This is a genomic window from Microcystis aeruginosa NIES-2549 (genome assembly GCF_000981785.2).
GTDB lineage: Bacteria > Cyanobacteriota > Cyanobacteriia > Cyanobacteriales > Microcystaceae > Microcystis > Microcystis aeruginosa_C.
In genome coordinates this window covers 1,218,194-1,236,582 of record NZ_CP011304.1, presented here as the reverse complement: position 1 = coordinate 1,236,582, position 18,389 = coordinate 1,218,194, and the positions used below count along the sequence as shown (strand labels likewise).

18 protein-coding genes, 1 tRNA gene and 1 CRISPR repeat array are annotated in these 18,389 nt (G+C 44.0%); of the genes, 5 read left to right on the top strand and 14 right to left on the bottom strand.

Going from position 1 to position 18,389, the window contains the following annotated elements; genetic code table 11:
• Nucleotides 1–272 precede the first annotated feature (272 nt).
• Nucleotides 273–461 carry a hypothetical protein gene (locus tag myaer_RS05940; protein ID WP_002737442.1) on the top strand — a complete coding sequence of 63 codons (189 nt, stop codon included), beginning with the start codon at nucleotides 273–275 and terminating at the stop codon, nucleotides 459–461.
• Nucleotides 446–742: a type II toxin-antitoxin system RelE/ParE family toxin gene (locus tag myaer_RS05935; RefSeq protein ID WP_002737690.1), complete on the top strand. Its 297-nt coding sequence runs from the start codon at nucleotides 446–448 to the stop codon at nucleotides 740–742. Before myaer_RS05940 ends, myaer_RS05935 begins: the two co-directional genes overlap by 16 nt.
• Before the next feature lie 247 nt (nucleotides 743–989).
• Here myaer_RS05935 and myaer_RS05930 read toward each other — a convergent pair whose 3' ends face one another.
• The 5 genes from myaer_RS05930 to myaer_RS05905 form a co-directional block, all read right to left on the bottom strand.
• Nucleotides 990–2,453 (bottom strand): GTP-binding protein, encoded by a 1,464-nt coding sequence (locus tag myaer_RS05930; RefSeq protein ID WP_046661383.1) that lies wholly within the window; start codon nucleotides 2,451–2,453, stop codon nucleotides 990–992.
• A gap of 631 nt (nucleotides 2,454–3,084) precedes the next feature.
• Entirely contained in the window at nucleotides 3,085–3,309 is a 225-nt protein-coding gene (locus myaer_RS05920; protein ID WP_071846423.1) for a transposase family protein, read from the bottom strand.
• Nucleotides 3,310–4,055: 746 nt separating this feature from the next.
• Nucleotides 4,056–4,471: a CRISPR direct-repeat array (repeat unit 36 nt; unit sequence CCTTACCTATTAGGTCAAATAGGATTAGTTGGAAAC).
• A 163-nt stretch (nucleotides 4,472–4,634) separates the two neighbouring features.
• Nucleotides 4,635–5,225: a hormogonium polysaccharide biosynthesis acetyltransferase HpsU gene (gene hpsU / locus myaer_RS05915; protein ID WP_046661380.1), complete on the bottom strand. Its 591-nt coding sequence runs from the start codon at nucleotides 5,223–5,225 to the stop codon at nucleotides 4,635–4,637.
• 5 nt (nucleotides 5,226–5,230) lie between these two features.
• Nucleotides 5,231–6,181, bottom strand: coding sequence for a glycosyltransferase family 2 protein (locus tag myaer_RS05910; protein ID WP_046661379.1), 951 nt, complete (start codon nucleotides 6,179–6,181; stop codon nucleotides 5,231–5,233).
• 227 nt (nucleotides 6,182–6,408) lie between these two features.
• A complete protein-coding gene (locus tag myaer_RS05905) occupies nucleotides 6,409–7,074 on the bottom strand; it encodes an urease accessory protein UreF (protein WP_046661378.1) in 666 nt (221 codons plus the stop codon).
• 134 nt (nucleotides 7,075–7,208) lie between these two features.
• On the opposite strand from myaer_RS05905, the gene myaer_RS05900 reads away from it, so the two are divergent.
• Nucleotides 7,209–7,820, top strand: coding sequence for a hypothetical protein (locus myaer_RS05900; RefSeq protein ID WP_046661377.1), 612 nt, complete (start codon nucleotides 7,209–7,211; stop codon nucleotides 7,818–7,820).
• 1 nt (nucleotide 7,821) lies between these two features.
• Here the strand turns inward: myaer_RS05900 and myaer_RS05895 are convergent, their stop codons facing one another.
• The gene (locus myaer_RS05895) at nucleotides 7,822–8,325 is read right to left on the bottom strand and encodes a MogA/MoaB family molybdenum cofactor biosynthesis protein (protein ID WP_046661376.1); all 504 of its coding nucleotides are present in this window, start codon (nucleotides 8,323–8,325) and stop codon (nucleotides 7,822–7,824) included.
• Nucleotides 8,326–8,557: 232 nt separating this feature from the next.
• Between myaer_RS05895 and myaer_RS05890 the strand changes: the two genes are divergently transcribed.
• Nucleotides 8,558–9,421, top strand: a complete 864-nt coding sequence (locus myaer_RS05890; protein WP_046661375.1) for a helix-turn-helix domain-containing protein — start codon at nucleotides 8,558–8,560, stop codon at nucleotides 9,419–9,421.
• Between the two features lie 342 nt (nucleotides 9,422–9,763).
• On the opposite strand, the gene myaer_RS05885 is transcribed toward myaer_RS05890, so the two are convergent.
• The 7 genes from myaer_RS05885 to myaer_RS05855 all read right to left on the bottom strand — a co-directional run bounded on the left by myaer_RS05885 (nucleotide 9,764) and on the right by myaer_RS05855 (nucleotide 17,189).
• Nucleotides 9,764–10,276, bottom strand: a complete 513-nt coding sequence (locus myaer_RS05885) for a dihem cytochrome c family protein (protein WP_046661374.1) — start codon at nucleotides 10,274–10,276, stop codon at nucleotides 9,764–9,766.
• A gap of 85 nt (nucleotides 10,277–10,361) precedes the next feature.
• On the bottom strand, nucleotides 10,362–11,579 hold the full coding sequence (locus myaer_RS05880) for an ATP phosphoribosyltransferase regulatory subunit (RefSeq protein ID WP_046661373.1): 1,218 nt from the start codon (nucleotides 11,577–11,579) through the stop codon (nucleotides 10,362–10,364).
• Nucleotides 11,580–11,617: 38 nt separating this feature from the next.
• Nucleotides 11,618–12,556 (bottom strand): J domain-containing protein, encoded by a 939-nt coding sequence (locus myaer_RS05875; RefSeq protein ID WP_046661372.1) that lies wholly within the window; start codon nucleotides 12,554–12,556, stop codon nucleotides 11,618–11,620.
• A gap of 43 nt (nucleotides 12,557–12,599) precedes the next feature.
• The gene (locus myaer_RS05870; protein ID WP_046661371.1) at nucleotides 12,600–13,430 is read right to left on the bottom strand and encodes an inositol monophosphatase family protein; all 831 of its coding nucleotides are present in this window, start codon (nucleotides 13,428–13,430) and stop codon (nucleotides 12,600–12,602) included.
• Between the two features lie 14 nt (nucleotides 13,431–13,444).
• A complete protein-coding gene (locus myaer_RS05865; RefSeq protein ID WP_046661369.1) occupies nucleotides 13,445–13,813 on the bottom strand; it encodes a 2Fe-2S iron-sulfur cluster-binding protein in 369 nt (122 codons plus the stop codon).
• Nucleotides 13,814–13,977: 164 nt separating this feature from the next.
• Complete coding sequence (locus tag myaer_RS05860) at nucleotides 13,978–16,251, bottom strand: hypothetical protein (protein ID WP_046661368.1); 2,274 nt, start codon at nucleotides 16,249–16,251, stop codon at nucleotides 13,978–13,980.
• Nucleotides 16,248–17,189, bottom strand: coding sequence for a homogentisate phytyltransferase (locus myaer_RS05855; protein WP_046661367.1), 942 nt, complete (start codon nucleotides 17,187–17,189; stop codon nucleotides 16,248–16,250). The genes myaer_RS05860 and myaer_RS05855 overlap by 4 nt, the downstream gene beginning before the upstream one ends.
• A gap of 246 nt (nucleotides 17,190–17,435) precedes the next feature.
• Here myaer_RS05855 and myaer_RS05850 point away from each other — a divergent pair.
• A tRNA-Ser gene (locus myaer_RS05850) sits at nucleotides 17,436–17,522 on the top strand.
• A 145-nt stretch (nucleotides 17,523–17,667) separates the two neighbouring features.
• Here the strand turns inward: myaer_RS05850 and myaer_RS05845 are convergent.
• Nucleotides 17,668–18,330, bottom strand: coding sequence for a class I SAM-dependent methyltransferase (locus tag myaer_RS05845; RefSeq protein WP_046661366.1), 663 nt, complete (start codon nucleotides 18,328–18,330; stop codon nucleotides 17,668–17,670).
• Nucleotides 18,331–18,389 lie beyond the last annotated feature (59 nt).

Below are 18,389 nucleotides of genomic sequence, written 5' to 3'. Positions count from 1 at the left end.
GCCGCTAGATGGTTATCGGTCAATAATCCCTAAAAGTTGCGGGGATTGAGCAGATAAGGAAATTATTAAGCATTCTTAACAGTATCCCCGCCCCAATGTTACAAAAGCTAGATAATCACCTTATCTATTCTTAACTTTTTCTCGCTTTTCTGGGGACTATGGCTTAGGATAGGAGGCGTAACTATAATTTTCTATCCGATGATAAATGATAGATGATAGTTGATGGATAACTTAAATTTATACTTTTCCTTAAAAACTTCGGTCAAACTTGTATGAATAGCATTAGACAAAAAGTTGAATCCCTCTTGAATCAATTACCAGATGATTGTTCAATTGAAGATATTCAGTATCATTTATACGTTCTGGAGAAGGTGCGTCAAAGTTTGAACGCTGCCTCTCTGGAGAATACAATCCCCCAAGAAGAAGTTGAGGGTCTTTTAAACAAATGGCTGATCGAGTGAATTATCGCCTTGTCTGGTCGCCCAAAGCAATTGAAGACGTAGATGCGATCGCATCTTATATTAGTCGAGATTCCCCGTCCTACGCGGCGGCCGTCGTGCGTCGAATTCTTGATATAAGCTATTCTTTAGAAAATTGTCCCCTAGAAGCGAAAAAATGCGCCGAATTTAGCGATGATACCATCCGAGAAAAGTCTGCCTATGCCTACCGTCTGATCTATCAAATTCAAGGGGCGGTAGTTATTATAGCGGCGATCGTCCATAGTAAGCATTTCTTGGATTGATCGAGTCAGTGATCAGTGATCAGTGATCAGTTATCAGTGATCAGTGGTCAGATTTGAATTTTCAGTTCACAAGGGCTGAATCTAATACCAAATTTGTTAAGCTAAAAGCTTTAATTTACTCAGTTTCTAACCTTCTTTTTAGGTAGGAGAATTGCCAGATTCTTTCTGGGAGCCTATTGCCTATTGCCTGTTGCCTGTTGCCTCTTGCCTTCAGTTGACTGATTACTGATTACTGTTTACTGGACGGCTACGCCGTGCCTTTGGCAACACTGAAAAGTCCCCCACCCCCCAATTTTGAGCCTAATTCCCGCTTAATCCGGTTGAGAATCGAGGTTTCATCGAGGGAATCGAGAATACTGGCCACCACTGCCTTCGGGCCATCGGGTCCCCAAGTGGCCCCATTAGCGAGATAGGTTTTCGTCACTTGGCCGATCGCGTAACAGGATACACCGGCAACTCCCGCTTGAGTCAGGGCGATCGAAGTATAGGGAAGGAGAGAAATGCCGCCAGTGGCAGGAATCGAGAGGCCAAGCAGTCCTTTGAGGGAACTTAAGCCCAAAACCGCTAAAAATTCGCTGGCACTAATACCCCCCATATTGAGGGCAATTTTTTGTAAAAGAGCGATCGCCCCCTGACGAGTTAAATCGATGCCGTATAAGCGAGAAAGAGCGAGAATCATGGCCAGATCGATAACTGCCCCCGTAAACAGATCCAACACCGTCACCGGATTAAGAGCGATCGCCGATGCTTTGATCATCACTGCTTTTTGAATCAATTGATTAGCGCCGTGATCGCGGATAGCCATTTTGCGGGCGACAATTTGCTCGTTTACCTCGTCCGCATACAGCATAGAATTGAGTGCTACCAGCGATTTACCCTCTCGCTCTAGAATTTCTAAAATTTTGAGTTTCAGGGCTTCTATCTGGGGTTTTCCCCGAAATCGTTGCGTTTTTAGCCGCCCATCCTGCCCCTTGACGGTCTCCGCCAAGAGGGGAGAGGCCGCCACCATAACAATCTCATCGGGGGAGAGTAATTCTTTGACCCGTTCTGAGGCGATTTTCTCATAGATAGCGAGGCGATCGACTTCTGGATACTGATCGATTTTATTAAAGACCAAAATCATCGGTTTTCCTGCTTCCCGCAACTTGGCCAGGGCGGAAAATTCCACTTTGGTCATATCACCAGAGATGATAAAAAGGATTAAATCCACCTGCTGCGCCACCTGACAGGCGAGAATTTCCCTCGTTTGCCCATCTACCTCATCAATACCGGGAGTATCAAGCAATTGCACCTGAGCATTACCCTGGCCGTTCAGGGTCAGACGCGCTAGATTGGGGAAAGTATCATCGCTGCTTAACTGCCAATTTACCCCTTCAATGGTGCGGGTAACTCCGTGTAAAGGACCGGTTGTAAAGATTTCTTGACCGACCAGAGCATTTAAAATCGAGGATTTTCCCCGGCCCACCAGGCCAAAAGCGGCAATTTGAATCAGGGATCGATCGAGTTTTTCTAGCAGGGCCACCAGGCGATCGATCTCCGCTTCTAGACCAATTTTCTCGATCGAGGTAAGATCCAGACGCTCAACAAGTTTGCTCAGAGAATTGCGTGCCTGATTATAGTTGAGTTCTTCTTGAATAGTGCCGACACCTCGAAGCGCTTGTTCTAGGTCTTCGGTATTCCAAGCTCGATCGAGGGACGGGTCAGAGGTCATTTCAGTTATCAGTTATCGGTTATCAGTGATTAAGTAGGTAGGTGTTAAAAATTGTCAGATTTCCCCCCTTATCAAGGGTAGTAGGGCTATTTCATTCTCAAGAAAAAAGGAGAAATACGGCGAGAAACGAAATTTTAGGGACATAAAGACAATAATTGGCGGATGTTGTGCTTATTGTGGTCAATTCCCTTTGTTAAAGAATCATAACCCTCTAACCTGTACAAGGTTAAAACCCATGTCTTTAACAAGGAAATGTTGATGGGGGAAAGTCCCTTTTTCTGGGGACAATGAGACGAAATTAAAAAATACTTGTTGAGAATCATCATAATTCAACACCGTATTTTTAAGTGCTTTTCCCTCTCCACTGACCCATTCACCTTCGGGAACTTTAGCATTCTCTTTTAGCCACTCGTTCAATTGTTCTTCGACTTTTTGGCTCTACCGAACCTGTCATGTAAAACTATCAACAACTCGTGCTTGTAAAGCTTGTATACTAAGGCTTTGAGTTTTTGTTAGATTGATATTTATCAACTTTAGAGCATTGCTGGGCAGAGAGGGAACTTGAGGAATTTTCTACAGTGTAAGTTCGGAAGAACCGACTTTTTTATAGTTTAATCCTATTAAAACTCGTCTAATCACTGATGTAGAGGGGATACGGGATATGGGCAGACCGAGTAACAAAAGACAAGTTACGACGATGGCGTTCTAAAAAACGAGACATTGCTTGATAGCCCAGTTCTCCACTCATGATGGCCAGGATGGTAATAAGCAAGACAACTGACAATCGGTGACGGCATCCTCTCGGCTCTCGGAAGTCAGGAATTTTCTCCAGATAATAAATTAGATTTTTAGGCATATTTTGGCTTATGTCAGGTTAATATTGTGATTATACACACTAACCTCTTTTTTACAATCCCTCTATCGACCTTGAAATAGCCCTACCCTTATCAAGGGGGGGGGATTAAGGGGGGATCGAAGTTAAAATCCATTTTTAATTTAATCATAACCAGCTACTTAATTACTTAGGGTTTGCTGAAAAAGTTTGTTGGTGGGGTTGGGGTGTGGGGTTTTACCGATTTTCATCTGGTCAATTACCTAATTTTCAGGGAAAAAGTCCCTAAATTTTCCCCCTGATCACTCCCATCTCTGGTCTTTTTTGATTGACAAAAAGTCTAAAAGTCTTACCCAACAAGGTTTTTAGATTTATTCAGCAATCCCTACTTAAGCAAAATTAATTACACATCGAGAGGCGGAAACTGTACGCTAAAGTAGTAGAAAGGGTCAATCCTCAAGAGGATGATGAGCGCTTCTATAGGATTTCCGAAGAAGCTGTCTCTAGATTGTTGGTGATGGGAGGTTCTCCTCCTCAACCACCCCCCAATCTCTACGGACGGTGAGCTTGTCCCCTAACTCTTGGTTGAAAATCGATGCAGCCTCTCCCCGACCTAAAACCCCGATTCTCTGGTTAGATGTGTCGATTGCTCTCCCAGTCAGGGTTCTACCCTTTGGTATCGGGACTTTTACCCCCCCCCAATACCACCTTTTTGGAGATGCGTCTGGGGGTCTGTCTTCCCCTCTCGATGAGACTTTCCAAGGGGTACTCCTTACCTATTAGGTCAAATAGGATTAGTTGGAAACTTGAGGGGGGCTTTTCTACACTGATTAAAAAATCAGACTAACCTTACCTATTAGGTCAAATCGGATTAGTTGGAAACAGTAGAATTCATTTTCTGCCCGTCGATTTTACGGCTCTGCCTTACCTATTAGGTCAAATAGGATTAGTTGGAAACTTGAGTTCTTGGGCCCGAGCAGGGCTAATAATGGCAAGGACCTTACCTATTAGGTCAAATAGGATTAGTTGGAAACACTATTGAGAATCCTTGGCATGGTGGTGAGCCAGTGAACCTTACCTATTAGGTCAAATAGGATTAGTTGGAAACTAAAAAAGTAGGGCTAATTCATGAATTAGCCCTACTCTTACTCCTTACCTATTAGGTCAAATAGGATTAGTTGGAAACTAGAAAAAGGGTTTCTTTAGAAACCCTTTTTCTAATAAATTGTGTCAAATATATCTTGACAAAAATCGATAAAAATGCTAATTAAATTACGAACAGCTTAATATGTCCCGTGGGAAACAGTGGGGCAAAAGCGAGCGGAAGACCGCCAAAAATGCCTCTTAGCTTAACTACTATAAGAATTCATCTTTCTATCGTATTGAGGACGACAGGGACTACCCCAAGCGACCTTTTGAGCGGGAATATCGGCAAATACGCTGCTTCTTGCCCCAATAACAACATTAGAGCCAATTTTTACCCCCGGAGCCAAAAAACAATCGGCCGCGATCCATGTACCATTACCGATGAGGATGGGAGTGGTTTTTAAACCAAAAGAGCGATCGCCGGGATCGTGACTGCCAGTGCAAAGATAGCATTTTTGAGAAATCACACAATGACTGCCGATGGTAACATTATCTAAACTATAAATCACCACATCATCGCCAATCCAAGTATAATCGCCGATCGCCACTTTCCAGGGATAAGTCACCCTTACCGTCGGGCGAATTTTCACCCCAAGGCCGATTTTAGCCCCAAATAGCCGCAAAACAGCGCAGCGAAAGCTATCCATCTGATGCAAACTGAGGGGAAAAAGAATTCCCTGTACTAACCACCAAAGTAGGATAATTGGATTAGAACGACCGCGATCGAACCAAGATTGATCGTAGGTACGCAGATCTAGCCACGCTTCCTCATCGGTGCGGATTTCTGGGGACATAGGACTTATTTAATCATTTCTACCGGTTGAGGTTCCGAGGGTTTAATCGGGGGATTAGCAGGGGCATTAACGTTTAATTTACCGCCAAATTGCCGTAATTCGTACAATTTAACCCCAATTTGGTATTCGTACTGACTCAAAAGACGACCGTAGATATAACCAGCTTTGCCATCCAAGAAACCGAAACGGATAACATAAAAGAGAATAAAGCGCAGCAGCGGTTTAAAAGGCAGTTTTACCCAAATTTTCTTTAAAAAACGTTTTCTCTGCACCGCATCACCGAACAAGTTCGCTCCGATCGTGCCGCTTTCGTCATTACCCGTGAGAATATTGTAATAAACCCGCGCTTCCCAGTTGGAATAACGATTATGTCTTTCTAACCAATGATAGATATCGCGGAAATCGATGTGCAGCATATCATTTTTTAGATAGCCCACCTTGCCATCGAGGATAACGTGTTCATGAACTTCGTTATCTCCCGTGTTGGGGATATCTTCCGTGTTTAAATTCTCGTATCTGCCCGACTTATGTTTAAATAAACGCAGATTCCAGTCGGGATACTTGCCACCATAACGGATCCATTGTCCGAGGAAGAAGACGCGACGATTGAGATAATAACCGTTATAGTTGGGATCTTGGATTACAGTGGCGATTTCGTCCCATAGTTCGGGGGTGATTCTCTCATCACAATCGACGATTAATACCCATTCATTGCGAAAAGGCAGGTTATCGAGGGACCAGTTTTTCTTTTTCGGCCAACGACCATTAAAATAAAATTGGACTACATTGGCCCCATAGTTGGTAGATATTTCGATCGAGCGATCGCTACTTTGGGAATCGACGACAAACACTTCATCAGCCCTAGCAACACTCTCTAAACAGGCGGGAAGGTTAGATTCCTCGTTTTTGGCGGGAATTAACACCGAAACGGGAATTTTTTCTGATTGACTAAACATTGGTACACTGTGGCTAGGTAGAGTGTTCGCACCTTTCCTTAAAACCCTTAGTTACTCAAAAAGCGAGAACTAGGACCTAAGATTTTTTTTATCTTACTATACCTTATTTTGTTTTTACGTCATTCTCTGGGCTTGAACCTAAGAGAGAGACTCCTAGAGACTTGCATATTCTCCCGGAAAATAGCAAAAAATTCGATAATAATACATCTGTTCTCCTATCTAAACTTCTAACTGCGAAATAGACGACTATACTGGGTTTCGTGGTTCATACTGGCAAAACTTAGCCCCCAACTCCAACTACTCAGGTTTTCATCGGCTAAACTGATAATATCTGCTGTTGCTGTTAATAAACTGGGCTGTAAACCGATCAGAAGCGATTGTCCTAGGGTTTGTCCTAGAGGAATTAAACGCAGTCCTGCATTGATTAAATTACTTGCCCAACTGTGTAAATAGCCTAAAACCGCTAATTCTTCCCCAATTTGCCAATGACTTGCCCCGATCGCAAAGGCGGTGGCATAATTAGCCTGTTCTGGTAGATTATCTCGGACTGGTGCTAACTCCCGCAATAAGTTTAACAGTGATCGCCCCATTTGCCAGCTTTGTTGTCTTAATTCGGCCGTTTCCCGCGTTGCCGATAACCAGTTATCCCAATAATTAAGTTTTGTAAAATCTTCTTGACAAAAACAACGATATACCCTTAGCAAAACCGCCGTTTCTAAGCGAATCGAGCCTTGACAAAGCGATCGCTCTAACCAATCATTTAAGCTGGCACTATTAGAGATAATCCCCTTTTCGACGAGGGTTTCTAGCCCTTCGGAATAACTATAGGCCCCCACGGGTAAAATAGGACTAGCCAATTGTAATAAACACAAAAGTTCTTTTTGATCGAGCATAGAAAACCGAGAAAATTGTCCCTAACACAATCAGGGAAATGCTTGGCACTTCGGTATGTAGATCGAGCCAGTAGAAAGTGGCACTCTGTGAATTATACCGTGGTTAATAGCCACAATTATAAACTACTATACTTATGTCCTCACGAGAACAGCATTTTCTGAAAATAAATCTTGTCGTTCTTCTCTTGGTTTTAGCTTTGATTGCTGGGGTTGATCGGGCAGAATTACCCTCTAGTCTTTTATTTTATCCTCCCGCCACTCCCCCAACTCCGATCGCTGGTTTATTAACCCATTCTTTTCAGTTTCTTTGTTGTTTACCCCCGATTGTTTGCCTTTTTAGTTATGCTTTATTGTCCCAGGAGGCAAGTTTCAGTAATTCTCGCCATTTTTTACTTTTTTCTGGTATAATAACGGGACTTTTTGCCATCAATGAAATCTTCAGAATTCATATCATTCTCCTCTATTTTAATATTCCCAAATTTTTGACTATCTCTGTTTATGGCCTAGCAATTCTGATTTATGGTTTAGTATTTTGGCGGCACATAAGACAAACTTCTTACCAAATTTTAATCATTGCTTTAGCACTTTTAACTTTTGCGATCACTATCGATCTTCTCCAGATTAAAAATCGAGGTTTTGCCAGTCTAAGTGAAGGAATTCCTAAACTATTAAGCGCAGTGAATCTGGCCAGCTATTTTTGGGATGTATGTTTTCAAGAAATTTCAGCTAAGATCAAATCCCAATAAATTACCCATTCATCTGTTTAACCAGATGTGAGATTTCGGGAAGAATCAGTTTTTCTAGGGCTAATTTAACGGCATTAGTGGAACCAGGTAGAGAAAAGACTAATAAGTTTTGATAAACCCCAGCTATTGCCCTTGATGCCATGGCACGGGAGCCAATTTCCTGATAACTGAGATAACGAAATAATTCGCCAAAACCGGGCAAAGTAATCCTTAATAAAGGTACTAAAGCATCATAAGTGGTGTCTCTGGGAGCAATACCAGTACCCCCATTGAGAATTAAGACTTTTATCCGATTTTGATTGCTAATCTCTGATAAGATTGCTTGAATTTGTAAGGGTTCATCGGGGATAATTAAGTATAGGCCAATATCATGACCCGATCGAGTTAGTAACTCTTGAATTATTTGGCCACTTCTATCCGTCTCTGGGGTACGAGTATCGCTCACCGTGACTACGGCACAGCTAAGGTGAAGGGGAGCGGTGTCGGGATGGGGAATAAAGGTCATAATTAGGGATAAGCTGAGAGTTCGAGAACAACAAGCATTAAGAACAAATGTATGTCTGGCTGGTCAGTGCAGTCAACCGAGAATAAAAAACTTAACTTTTGCAAGTATTGCCGATTTTTGCCAGTTTTTGGAACCTTTTCGCCGGTAATGATGACAAGGTAAAAGGAGCTTCTAGAGAAGAGATTATCCCAAAATAACAAAATCGAGATTATCATCTAAGTTGGTACAGATTATGACTGGAATTATGAGTCAACTCAGTCCCCTACAAGCCGAACAAATCAAGGAAATCGGGACTTATTTACGTCAAAAACGGGAAGAAAGCTGTCTGAGCATGGACGATATCGCCGCCCTGACGATGATTAGAGTACCAATGCTAGAAGCGTTGGAAACGGGGAATTGGGAGAAATTACCAGAATTAATTTATGTCAAGGGATTTATCAAGCGCTACGGTGATGCCCTAAAAATTGATGGTAAAGCTTTAGCCGATCGCTTGTCTCCTAGTGCCGAACAATTAGCCCAAGAGGTAACTATCCCGAAAACACTGCCCACAAAAGTTGTCCCTATCCCCAAGGCTGAACCCGCTGCCCCAAAAGCGGAACGGGTGGAACCAGAAAAACCAGCCCCAGAGACTAGCCCCCAACCAGCTAAATCAGGCGTTTTCGGGATGTATCTCTGGTTAGGCTTGCTGGCGGGCATATTTTGCGGTATTGGCTATCTTTTCCTCCGTCCCCCCCTCTCTAACCCCCCTGCCGTTACTCCCTCTCCTTCCCCTCTAGTTTCCCCCGCGCCGGTAGTCCCTCCCGCAGTGGTAGCCTCTCCTTCCCCTTCTCCCCCGCCACAAGTTCCCCTCTCAGCCGAAGTGACTATTGAACAGGCCGCTTGGGTACGCGTAATTGCCGATGGCAAAAAAGTCTATGAAGGCAGTCTCCAACCCGGGGCCAAACAAACTTGGACAGCCCAAAAGAGTTTAAATATTCGATCGGGCAATGCCGGCGGTGTTAAAATCTCTCTTAACGAAAAACCTGCCCAATTAATGGGTAAAGCTGGTCAAATCGGCGAAATCACCCTAACTGCACCCCCTCTCAGTGATCAGTAAACAGTAATCATACTAAATCCTGTTTAAAAAGTATAGGATAGTGGGGTGTGGGGTGTGGGGTGTGGGGTGTGGGGAGAAACAATTCATAACTTGAGAGTTAATCACACTATTAAAAAGGGATTTGGTATCAGTAATCAGTGAACTAAAAACTCACATCTGAAAACAAGGGCCGAATCTAAGACCTAATTGGTTAAGCTAAAAGCTTTGATGTGCTTAGTTTCTAACCTTCTTTTTAGGTAGGAGAATTGTCAGATTCTGTCTTTTGCCTCTTGCCTGTTGCCCCTTGCCTTCAGAAGCTGAAAACTGATAACTGATAACTGATAACTGATAACTGATAACTGATTAGGCTGCATCATCCCAGATGGGGGTAAGGGTCTGATAATCGTAGCGGGAAGCGTTAGGATGACAGGTGACACAGGTGGTATGACCGAGAGGAGTGGGTAAATTGACCCTAGGGTGCAAAACCTTTACATAGCTGGACTGTTCAATTAGGAGGGGAACAAAAGTAGTCTCCCTAAGAGGGCGGGAAGAATAACTGAGATAATCCCAGATAAGACGCTGAGTAATGCCAACAATTGGTTTTAAACGGATACCATAGTGAGAATCCGGATTTTCTAGGATTTTTTTCCAAGTTTGACTCGGTAGGATGCTGGGGGGAATGGCAATATGGCAGCTGGCACAATTTTCTAGATAGGTTTGCTGTCCAATTTGATAACGATTCAGCACTATATCCGAGGCAGGAGATTGGGCGATCGCTGGTTGTTGAAGTAGCGAAGCCAGTAGAATACCCCCTAGAATACTCAGGAGAAAGAGGATAATAAAAAAAATCGATTTCACTTGACCGATCGAAGGCATGACTGGGATGACGAGTAATTGAACACAATTAGGGAGTCCTATAGCAGCGGGCAGAAAGCAGTATGTTCGCTGCTTTTGCCCCCTTTTAGAGAGATTCTTCGATCACGGAACCATCTTCCTGCACCCAGGCGAGATTTTTAATCATTCGATCGCGGGCATAGGTACGAATTTGTGCCTCGCTGCGACCCCCTAAATCGATCGCCACCCTCAGATTCGGATCAGCATTGCGAAGGGAGCGAGCTTTACTAAAAGTCGCTATCTGGGCGTTATTACCCAAAGGGATAAGTAACCAGTCGAGGGGGGGAGCTTGACTGGGTAAAGTCTGCCCCGATAATAAACTTTCGTGCAGTTCTTCGATATTCAGGGAAAAACCGATACCCGGAGCCGATTGACCCTGGGGATGAAAAACGCCCAATAATTGATCATAGCGTCCGCCCTGGCCTAAAATACTGAGATTTTGCTGGTGATCACTAACCGCCTTAAAAACGATGCCGGTGTAGTAATCAAAGGTTTGAATCAGACTTAAATCGAGAATTAGGGGGAAGGGTTCAGAGCGATCGGCATTAAGCAGCTCTACTAGGGATTTAAGGTTATTAACGGCTTTTTGGGCTGATTCTTCCTGGGCTAATACTGCCACTCGTGCGAGGACATCCTCAGGATTACCGCGCAGGTGAAATAATTGTCGGGCTTGCTGCCGGAGGGTTTCATTGGGATAGGGAAGATTTTCGAGGCTAACGTAGTCGAGGAGGGCTAAACAGCGTTTCACCTGTTCGCGTAAGGGATCCGGAAAAGGAGAAAGTAGCGAACGAGTCAAACCCGCTTCTCCTAAAATAATCTGCCAGTTAGGGACGGCCAAACTATCGAAACAGTCGGCCAGGAGCAGTAAAATCTCGGCATCAGCTAGTAAACCGCCAGAAAAGAGCAGTTCTACCCCCGCTTGATAGAATTCCACTTGACGACCATGATAACTGGCGCTAGGGCGACGAAAAACGTTGGCCCGATAACAGAGACGTTGGGGATAGGACTCCCCACTCATGCGGGTGACGGCACTACGCGCAATGGAAGCGGTTAATTCAGGGCGTAATCCCGATAGTCCTTGACTATCCCCGTGCAGTTGGATCACGGTGCTGGGATCGATCGTACCGCCTGCGGTGAGGGTATCGAGCCATTCAATGGTGGAGGTGACGATCCTTTGATAGCCCCAACGCTGAAAGACAGACTGAAGGCGATCGTTAATCCAGCCTTTTTGGGTAACTTCTAGGGGTAATAAATCCCTTGTCCCCGCCGGGGGTTGATGAATCATGGGAGTTTGCTAATCAAAATCGGTGGCACTGGTCAGTCCTATTTCTTTTTACCACCAAATCGAGACCAAAAACCGCCCTTGCGCTCTCCTTCATCTTTTTGTTCTTTCTGGTCTTGCATTTCAATATTAGAATTAACTGCTTTATCTAGTTCCCGTTTGCACCTAATCACCGTCGCATCTTGGGGGCTGGCTTTCCAGGCCCGATTGATATGAACCCGGGCCATGGACAGTTGATTTTGTCGCAGGTAGGCTAAACCGAGCAGGGCGTGACAGATGCCATTATCCGGTTCTTGCCGCAGGGCATCGCGCAATTCTCGCAAAGCTTGGGCGGGGTTATTTTGGTCAAGAGAGGCTTGGGCGCGGCGAATATAGGCTTCTAGGGGCGATTCTTTGCTTTTAGTCTGGACTGCCGTGGTGAAAGCTGGTCTAACTAACTCGGACTGGTTAGTATTGCTCTGGGAGATAAAGACTTTCGGGCTGGTTTTCTTGTTGCCCCGACCTTCGGTTAAGATCAGATAAACCAGATTGAGTTCACTGAGTTGGCCGATTTTCTGATAGGTATTTTCCAGGGCAGTATATTGATCGATCGCCAAAGATTGCAGGATTTTTTGATAGGCTAATTCATAGTTAGCGCTAGATTGGGCTAGTTTTCTAGCTGGTTCGCTACTGATGGTGATTTTACTCAAATCTTTCCCCATTGCCTTGCCCATTTGTCCTAAAACAAGGCGAAATTCTTCGCGAGATAGGTCGTGGCCCAGATGTTCGTAGGCGGGGTTAACTAATTTTGAAAGTAACTGATTAGCCAGTTTCTTTTCATCGGGGGTGTGAGTGCGACAGGTATCAGGATGGAGTTTATAGGCGATTTTTAAGTAACGCTCGCGAATCTCCTCCTGTTCGGCATCGATCGAGACTCCTAAAATAGCGAAATGATCGATTAAATCATATTGAAATAATCCCTGGGAAATTGGAAAAGTCATAGAGAGTATCCTACTCTAATTAAAATAATAATCGCAGTAAATATTAAAAGGATTCAAACTGAACCCTCCAAGAGGCAGCTTTTTGCAGAGCTTGGCTTAAGGAGGTGTGAATCTGTCCGTTAGTAGCCAGGATTCGCCCCGTTTCTATCAGAAAAGGACTTTCATCGTAGGCGGTAATTTTACCCCCAGCTTCTTCGATCAGAATAACTCCTGCGGCCAGATCCCAGGGATTAATCCCTCGTTCCCAATAACCATCTAAGCGCCCACAGGCCACATCGCTTAAGTCTTTGGCAGCGGAACCGCTGCGGCGTACCCCTTGGGTCAGATGGGTCAGATAACAGAATTCGGCATAATTATTATCGGGAGTTTGACAGCGATCGTAGGCAAAACCCGTCACCAGTAAACTTTTTTCTAGTTCACTCGTCCGGGAGACATGGATGGGACGACGGTTCAGGGTGGCCCCCAAACCCTGGGCTGCCCGAAATAGTTCCTTTCTAAAGGGGTTATAGATGACTCCCACTGCTGCTTTCCCTGCGATCAGTAGTCCGATGGAGACGACGGATACGGGATAACCGTGAGCATAGTTGGTGGTTCCATCGAGAGGATCGATCGCCCAGAGATAGTCGCTGTCCGTCCCTGGCCGTTTTCCCGATTCTTCCGCTAAAATCCCATGTTCGGGAAAGTGACGGCCAATAATTTTGAGAATTTCTGTTTCTGCTCGACGATCTATTTCCGTCACTAAATCGCCCGATCGCCCTTTCTCTTCTATTTTCTCGATTTTACCCCAATTATCGAGGATAAGTGTTCCTGCCGCTAGGGCGGCTTCACTGGCAATGTCTAGGTATTTTTCTAATTGGCTGCTGGTATCTGGCACGATTAATCCCTAATCTATTCTTCATCTAAGGGTAAACCAAAACGCACTTTCCCACGGGCAAAAAAGCGACCGAATTGCAGTTCATAGACTTCATCTTCGTCTTGGGTGGCTACTTCCATATCGCCACGGGCATAACTGACACAAAGTAAAGCATAACCTCTGGCTTTTAATTCCGGCGATAGTCCGATCGCCTCTGGTTGGTAGATATCTCCTGATAATACCCTGACCGCGCAGCTAGTACAAGCTCCATTGCGACAGGAAAAGGGTAATTGATAGCCCTGTTTTTCCAGACTGTGTAGTATATAGTTATCCCCCGGAACGGTGGTGGTAATTTTTTCGCCCGTCTGACGATTGTGGACGGTGATTTGATAATATTTAGTCATAGTTTAGTTAGCCAGAAATTATAGATGCAATTCTAGATAGTTCTAAATTTAGGGTCTGTTTTGGTCGGCAGTACCAATTATATCATAAATCATTGCTCAAATAGTCATCATCTTTACAATTATCCTTGACAAATGTTAACTTTTCTTGGGTCACTTGCCAATTTTTATGGCTCTTGAAACTTCATCTCTTTTAATCTAACTGCACCGTCGATAATTGATATTTCCTGGGAGCCAATTTGCACGATCGCATCTAATCCCTTGCCGATAATTTTAACTGCCGGGGGGCGACTTTTCTGCACGGTCATCACCAGAAAAAATTCCTCGCTACCTGTGGCTAAAATGCGCTCACCTGTATTAGTTTTCTCGACTTTTAAAGTCACGGGAGTGATAAAAGTTCCCTGCATAGTTGCCCGATTTTGAGTGATAGTAAAACTATTTTTTCCGAGAATGACATTTCCCTGGGTATTCATCACCCAAGTTTTATTAATAAATTCTGGTTGCTCGACTTTACCTAATAATTTATCCATCAAGACAAATAATCCGGGGGAACCGGAGGACAGGCCGTAATCGACGGCGAAAGAACGAACTAGAGCCACTTCTGCTGGTTGACCCTGAGGGGAGCCGAAGGTTGAATTAGCTCCTTTAACCCTAATTTTACCAGTTTTTAAGGTAATTACTCCCGAACCATCGGGACTGGATTGAAAAGTTATCGGTTTTGCCTGGATCCAAGGCGTGGTTTTCGGGAAAGTAACCGTGTTTTCTGAGTTCCAGTCACCTTCTGACCCCTCAAAACTCGCCCAATGTCCTCCTAATCCCCAAATTCTCAAACTCGCGACATCGGGAAAAGACCATCCCCCCACAAAAGGTTCCTGTTTGAGATAGATACTAGCGACAAAATCCTCTTCATTTTGCCAGCGATTACGAAAAGCATAAAATCCCTTTTGTTGATCAACTAAAACCCTGGAAAGTTGGCGCTCAGGATTTTCGGGAGTAAGATTAGATGGATAACCAGCGAGAAGAAAAGGGGCAATATGAGGATAATGGGGGTGAAAAAGTTGTTTTTCTTGACCTTGTAATCGCCATTTTAGTGCCGGTAGCAATGATTTATCGGTAATTCCCAATCCGATAGTCAATAAAGATACTCCCAAAAAAGTCTGATGTCTGCCATAAGCAGGAATCAATAATTGACCATTTTTAGGGACAATTCTGGTTAAATAATGGGGGATTAATTGGGCTGCTGGGGAACCGGTTACTAAGTCTAATCCGAGACTATTTCGATACCCTTGCAAAAAAGGAAAAACAGCGAGAACCATGGGTTCGGTGCTGTATAAATCTCCCTCCGTGCCAAATCCTCGATCGCCGATAGCTGTGATAAAATAGCGTTCGATGTGACGTTTGGCCATTTCCACCTGTGCAGAGGGATAATAGAGAGAATCGGGCGGTACATCTTCCTTGAGAATCGCTAAACTGGCTAATCCTGCCGCACCTCTGGCCCGCGCATTCCAGTTACTAACTGTGTCTCCATTCCAGCCATTTTTGGGTGAATCGCCTTTGAGAAGTTTTTTACTTTCACTAGATAACCAGCGAGTAATTTCCTGTTGGCGCTTTTCTCCCCAAAAATCATAACAAAGATCGTAGGCGAGAGCGACTCCGGCGACAATTGGAGATTGTTCTAAGATTCTCCTGCCTCGATTTTTACGGGTTTTTTCGAGAATTTCCCATGCGGTTTCTGCTGATTTTCTATCTTGATTTAAAATTGCTAAAAAACAATGACCTGTGGCATGATAACCCCCATTAGGAACATAACCATCGTAATAAATTTTTTGCTGTAAACTGTTGTTTAATTGAGCGATAATAGTTTGACCGATGGGAGTTTTCGCTTTTTCTCTGAGATTAGTTAATTCTGACTTGCGAAAGATTAAGCGGGGATGTTCTCGCGCTTGTAGGGGTTGGTAATTAGGGACAGGATTAGGCCATAAAGGGGAAATTGTGCCATTAACTTGGTTTTGTAGTCTTCTTCCCCCTAACGTGCCTTGATAACTGCCGATAAGTTGGTCTTGGTGGGGGACAATTTCGATATTATAGATAGCTTCCCTGACTTCCGCTTGCCAAGGGTGAGTTTGAATGTTCATTTTCACCTGTAATCGCCAAGCATTGTCTAATTTAATTGCTGTTACCGTACCTTGGTGATCCACTTCTTTATTGAATTTCGGCGCATATCCCCACACCGACGGCTGACAAACAGATCGATCGCAGCTTAAATCTAGGGTAAGATTTTGATAAACGGGTTGATCTTGCCACAGTTTCCAAACCCCATGTTTCAGGTTTAAATGAAGGTTGCCGGTTAATAATTGCGGATCGATGGTTTCCTGACTAGGTGCGCTTGTACCACCTAGTAAAAGTAAGGGAATCGCCGCTAAAAAAGGAGATATTTTCATAGTAAACAAGCAAGGGGAAATATCAGGTATTCTAGGAAGAATAATTTCCAAATAAATTGGTAAAATCGGCTGATTTCGCTTTTATCTTCTAAATTTACTCCGCGACTACGCCACCAAAGAAGAACAAGTAGGAGCAGATGGGCGACAATGGCCAGAGGAGAATTAATTCCCCTTATCCCCAAGAGACCGACGGCAATCATACCAGCATAACACAGGGAAATTGTCAATAAGGAAATTGTTAAGATTTTTTCTGGGCCGAGAAGGAGGGTAAAAGTGGTAATTTGGTAAATGCGATCACCTTCTAGGTCAGGAACATCCTTGAAAATAGCGATCGCAACGGTGAAAACAAGAACAAAAGCTGTTAAAACCCAGATCGAGGGATAGATAGACTGATTTTGATTAATAACTGTGTTGTAGTGGCTAAAAAGACCTAAATTGACGATGACACCCCGGACGGTAAAAATACAGAAGGCGGACCAGAGGGGAAAGCGTTTTAAACGCACTGGTGGCAAGGAATAAGCAGTGCCGATAAGTAAACTAATCCCCACGGTGATTAAAAGCCAAAAACCACCGATAAAAGCCATTATAATTGCTAAAATACCGGTAAAACCCACGATCAACCGTCCTGTTAACGGAGAAAATTCGCCCTTGGCTAGGGGAAGCTGGGGTTTATTGATTTTATCGATGTCGATGTCTTCCAACTGATTTAAACCGACGATATAGACATTACCCGCAAGACAAGCGACCCAAGTGAGCAATAAAACTGGCCAATGGCTAAAAAAATCGTTAATATTGCCTAAAGCAATTAAATACAGACTTAAAACACTGAAAGAAGTGCCGATAATCGTATGGGGACGGGAAAATTTCCAGAGACTCCCTAACCGGTCGAGAAAGTTAGGCTGGGGATGGTTAACTGGAAGAAAAGGAGCTTGATTCATCAGACCTCTTGTAAAAATCAAAAATTGTCGTGGTTGGTGAGGAGTCGGTCGTCAGTAGTCGGTAGTCAGGAGAATTGGGAATGAATAATAATCAATTAAATGGTCTATTTACCGATTTTATGCCGCTTAATCCTTATTTTTGACGTTTTTAAGCCCTCAAAAATCAATTATGCCAGAGGTCGATCAAAAAAAATCAATCCTAGGGCAAGTAATCTGTTAAAATGATAATCCAGACTCAAACCCTGTGGAGAGGTGGCAGAGTGGTTGAATGCGGCAGACTCGAAATCTGCTTTAGGGTCACACCTAACGTGGGTTCAAATCCCACCCTCTCCGTGGAACTGATAACTTAGTGCTGTCGTTAACGGTCTTAAGAGATATAGCGTTACTGTGGGTGGTTTCCGACTGGTGACTAGATTTAGACAACAAAAATCGACCCTGATTGTTAAGAGTAAAAGCTTTTCTAATCTCCTTAACTTCTTTACTTTTTCATAGCCAGGGTCAAACCATCACCAATAGGAATAATACTGATATTTACCCGTTCATCCTGCTGAATTTTGGCATTAAGTGAACGGATAATTTTGGTGCGATTATCGGTGCTATCGGCCGCCGCCACTCGTCCCGACCAAAAAACATTATCGATAGCGATAATTCCGCCCCTTCTGACCAATTGTAACGCCCGTTCGTAGTAGGGATCATAATTACTTTTATCGGCATCGATAAAGACAAAATCAAAACTATTACTTTCTCCCCCGGCGATTAATTGATCTAAAGTCTCCAGGGCCGGGGCAATTCTTAAATCGATTTTATCGGCGACACCGGCCCGCTGCCAATAACGGCGGGCTATACTGGTATATTCTTCGCTTAGATCACAGGCGATCAGCTGGCCTTGGGGGGGTAAAGCTAAGGCCACCACTAGCGCACTATAACCGGTAAAAACCCCTATTTCTAGAGTTTTTTTCGCCCCGATCGCCTGTACTAAAAAAGCCATAAACTGACCTTGTTCGGGGGCAATCTGCATGACTGCTAGGGGTTGAGAGGCAGTTTCTTGACGTAACTGAGCTAAAATCGGGGGTTCTCGCAGACAGATAGATTGATAATAGGAATAAAATTGTCGATCGAGTCCAAGAGTTTGATTAGCCATAAAAAAATTCCTAGTGAATGGGTTGATCGAGTAAAATTCTAGGTAATCTGAAGCCAGAG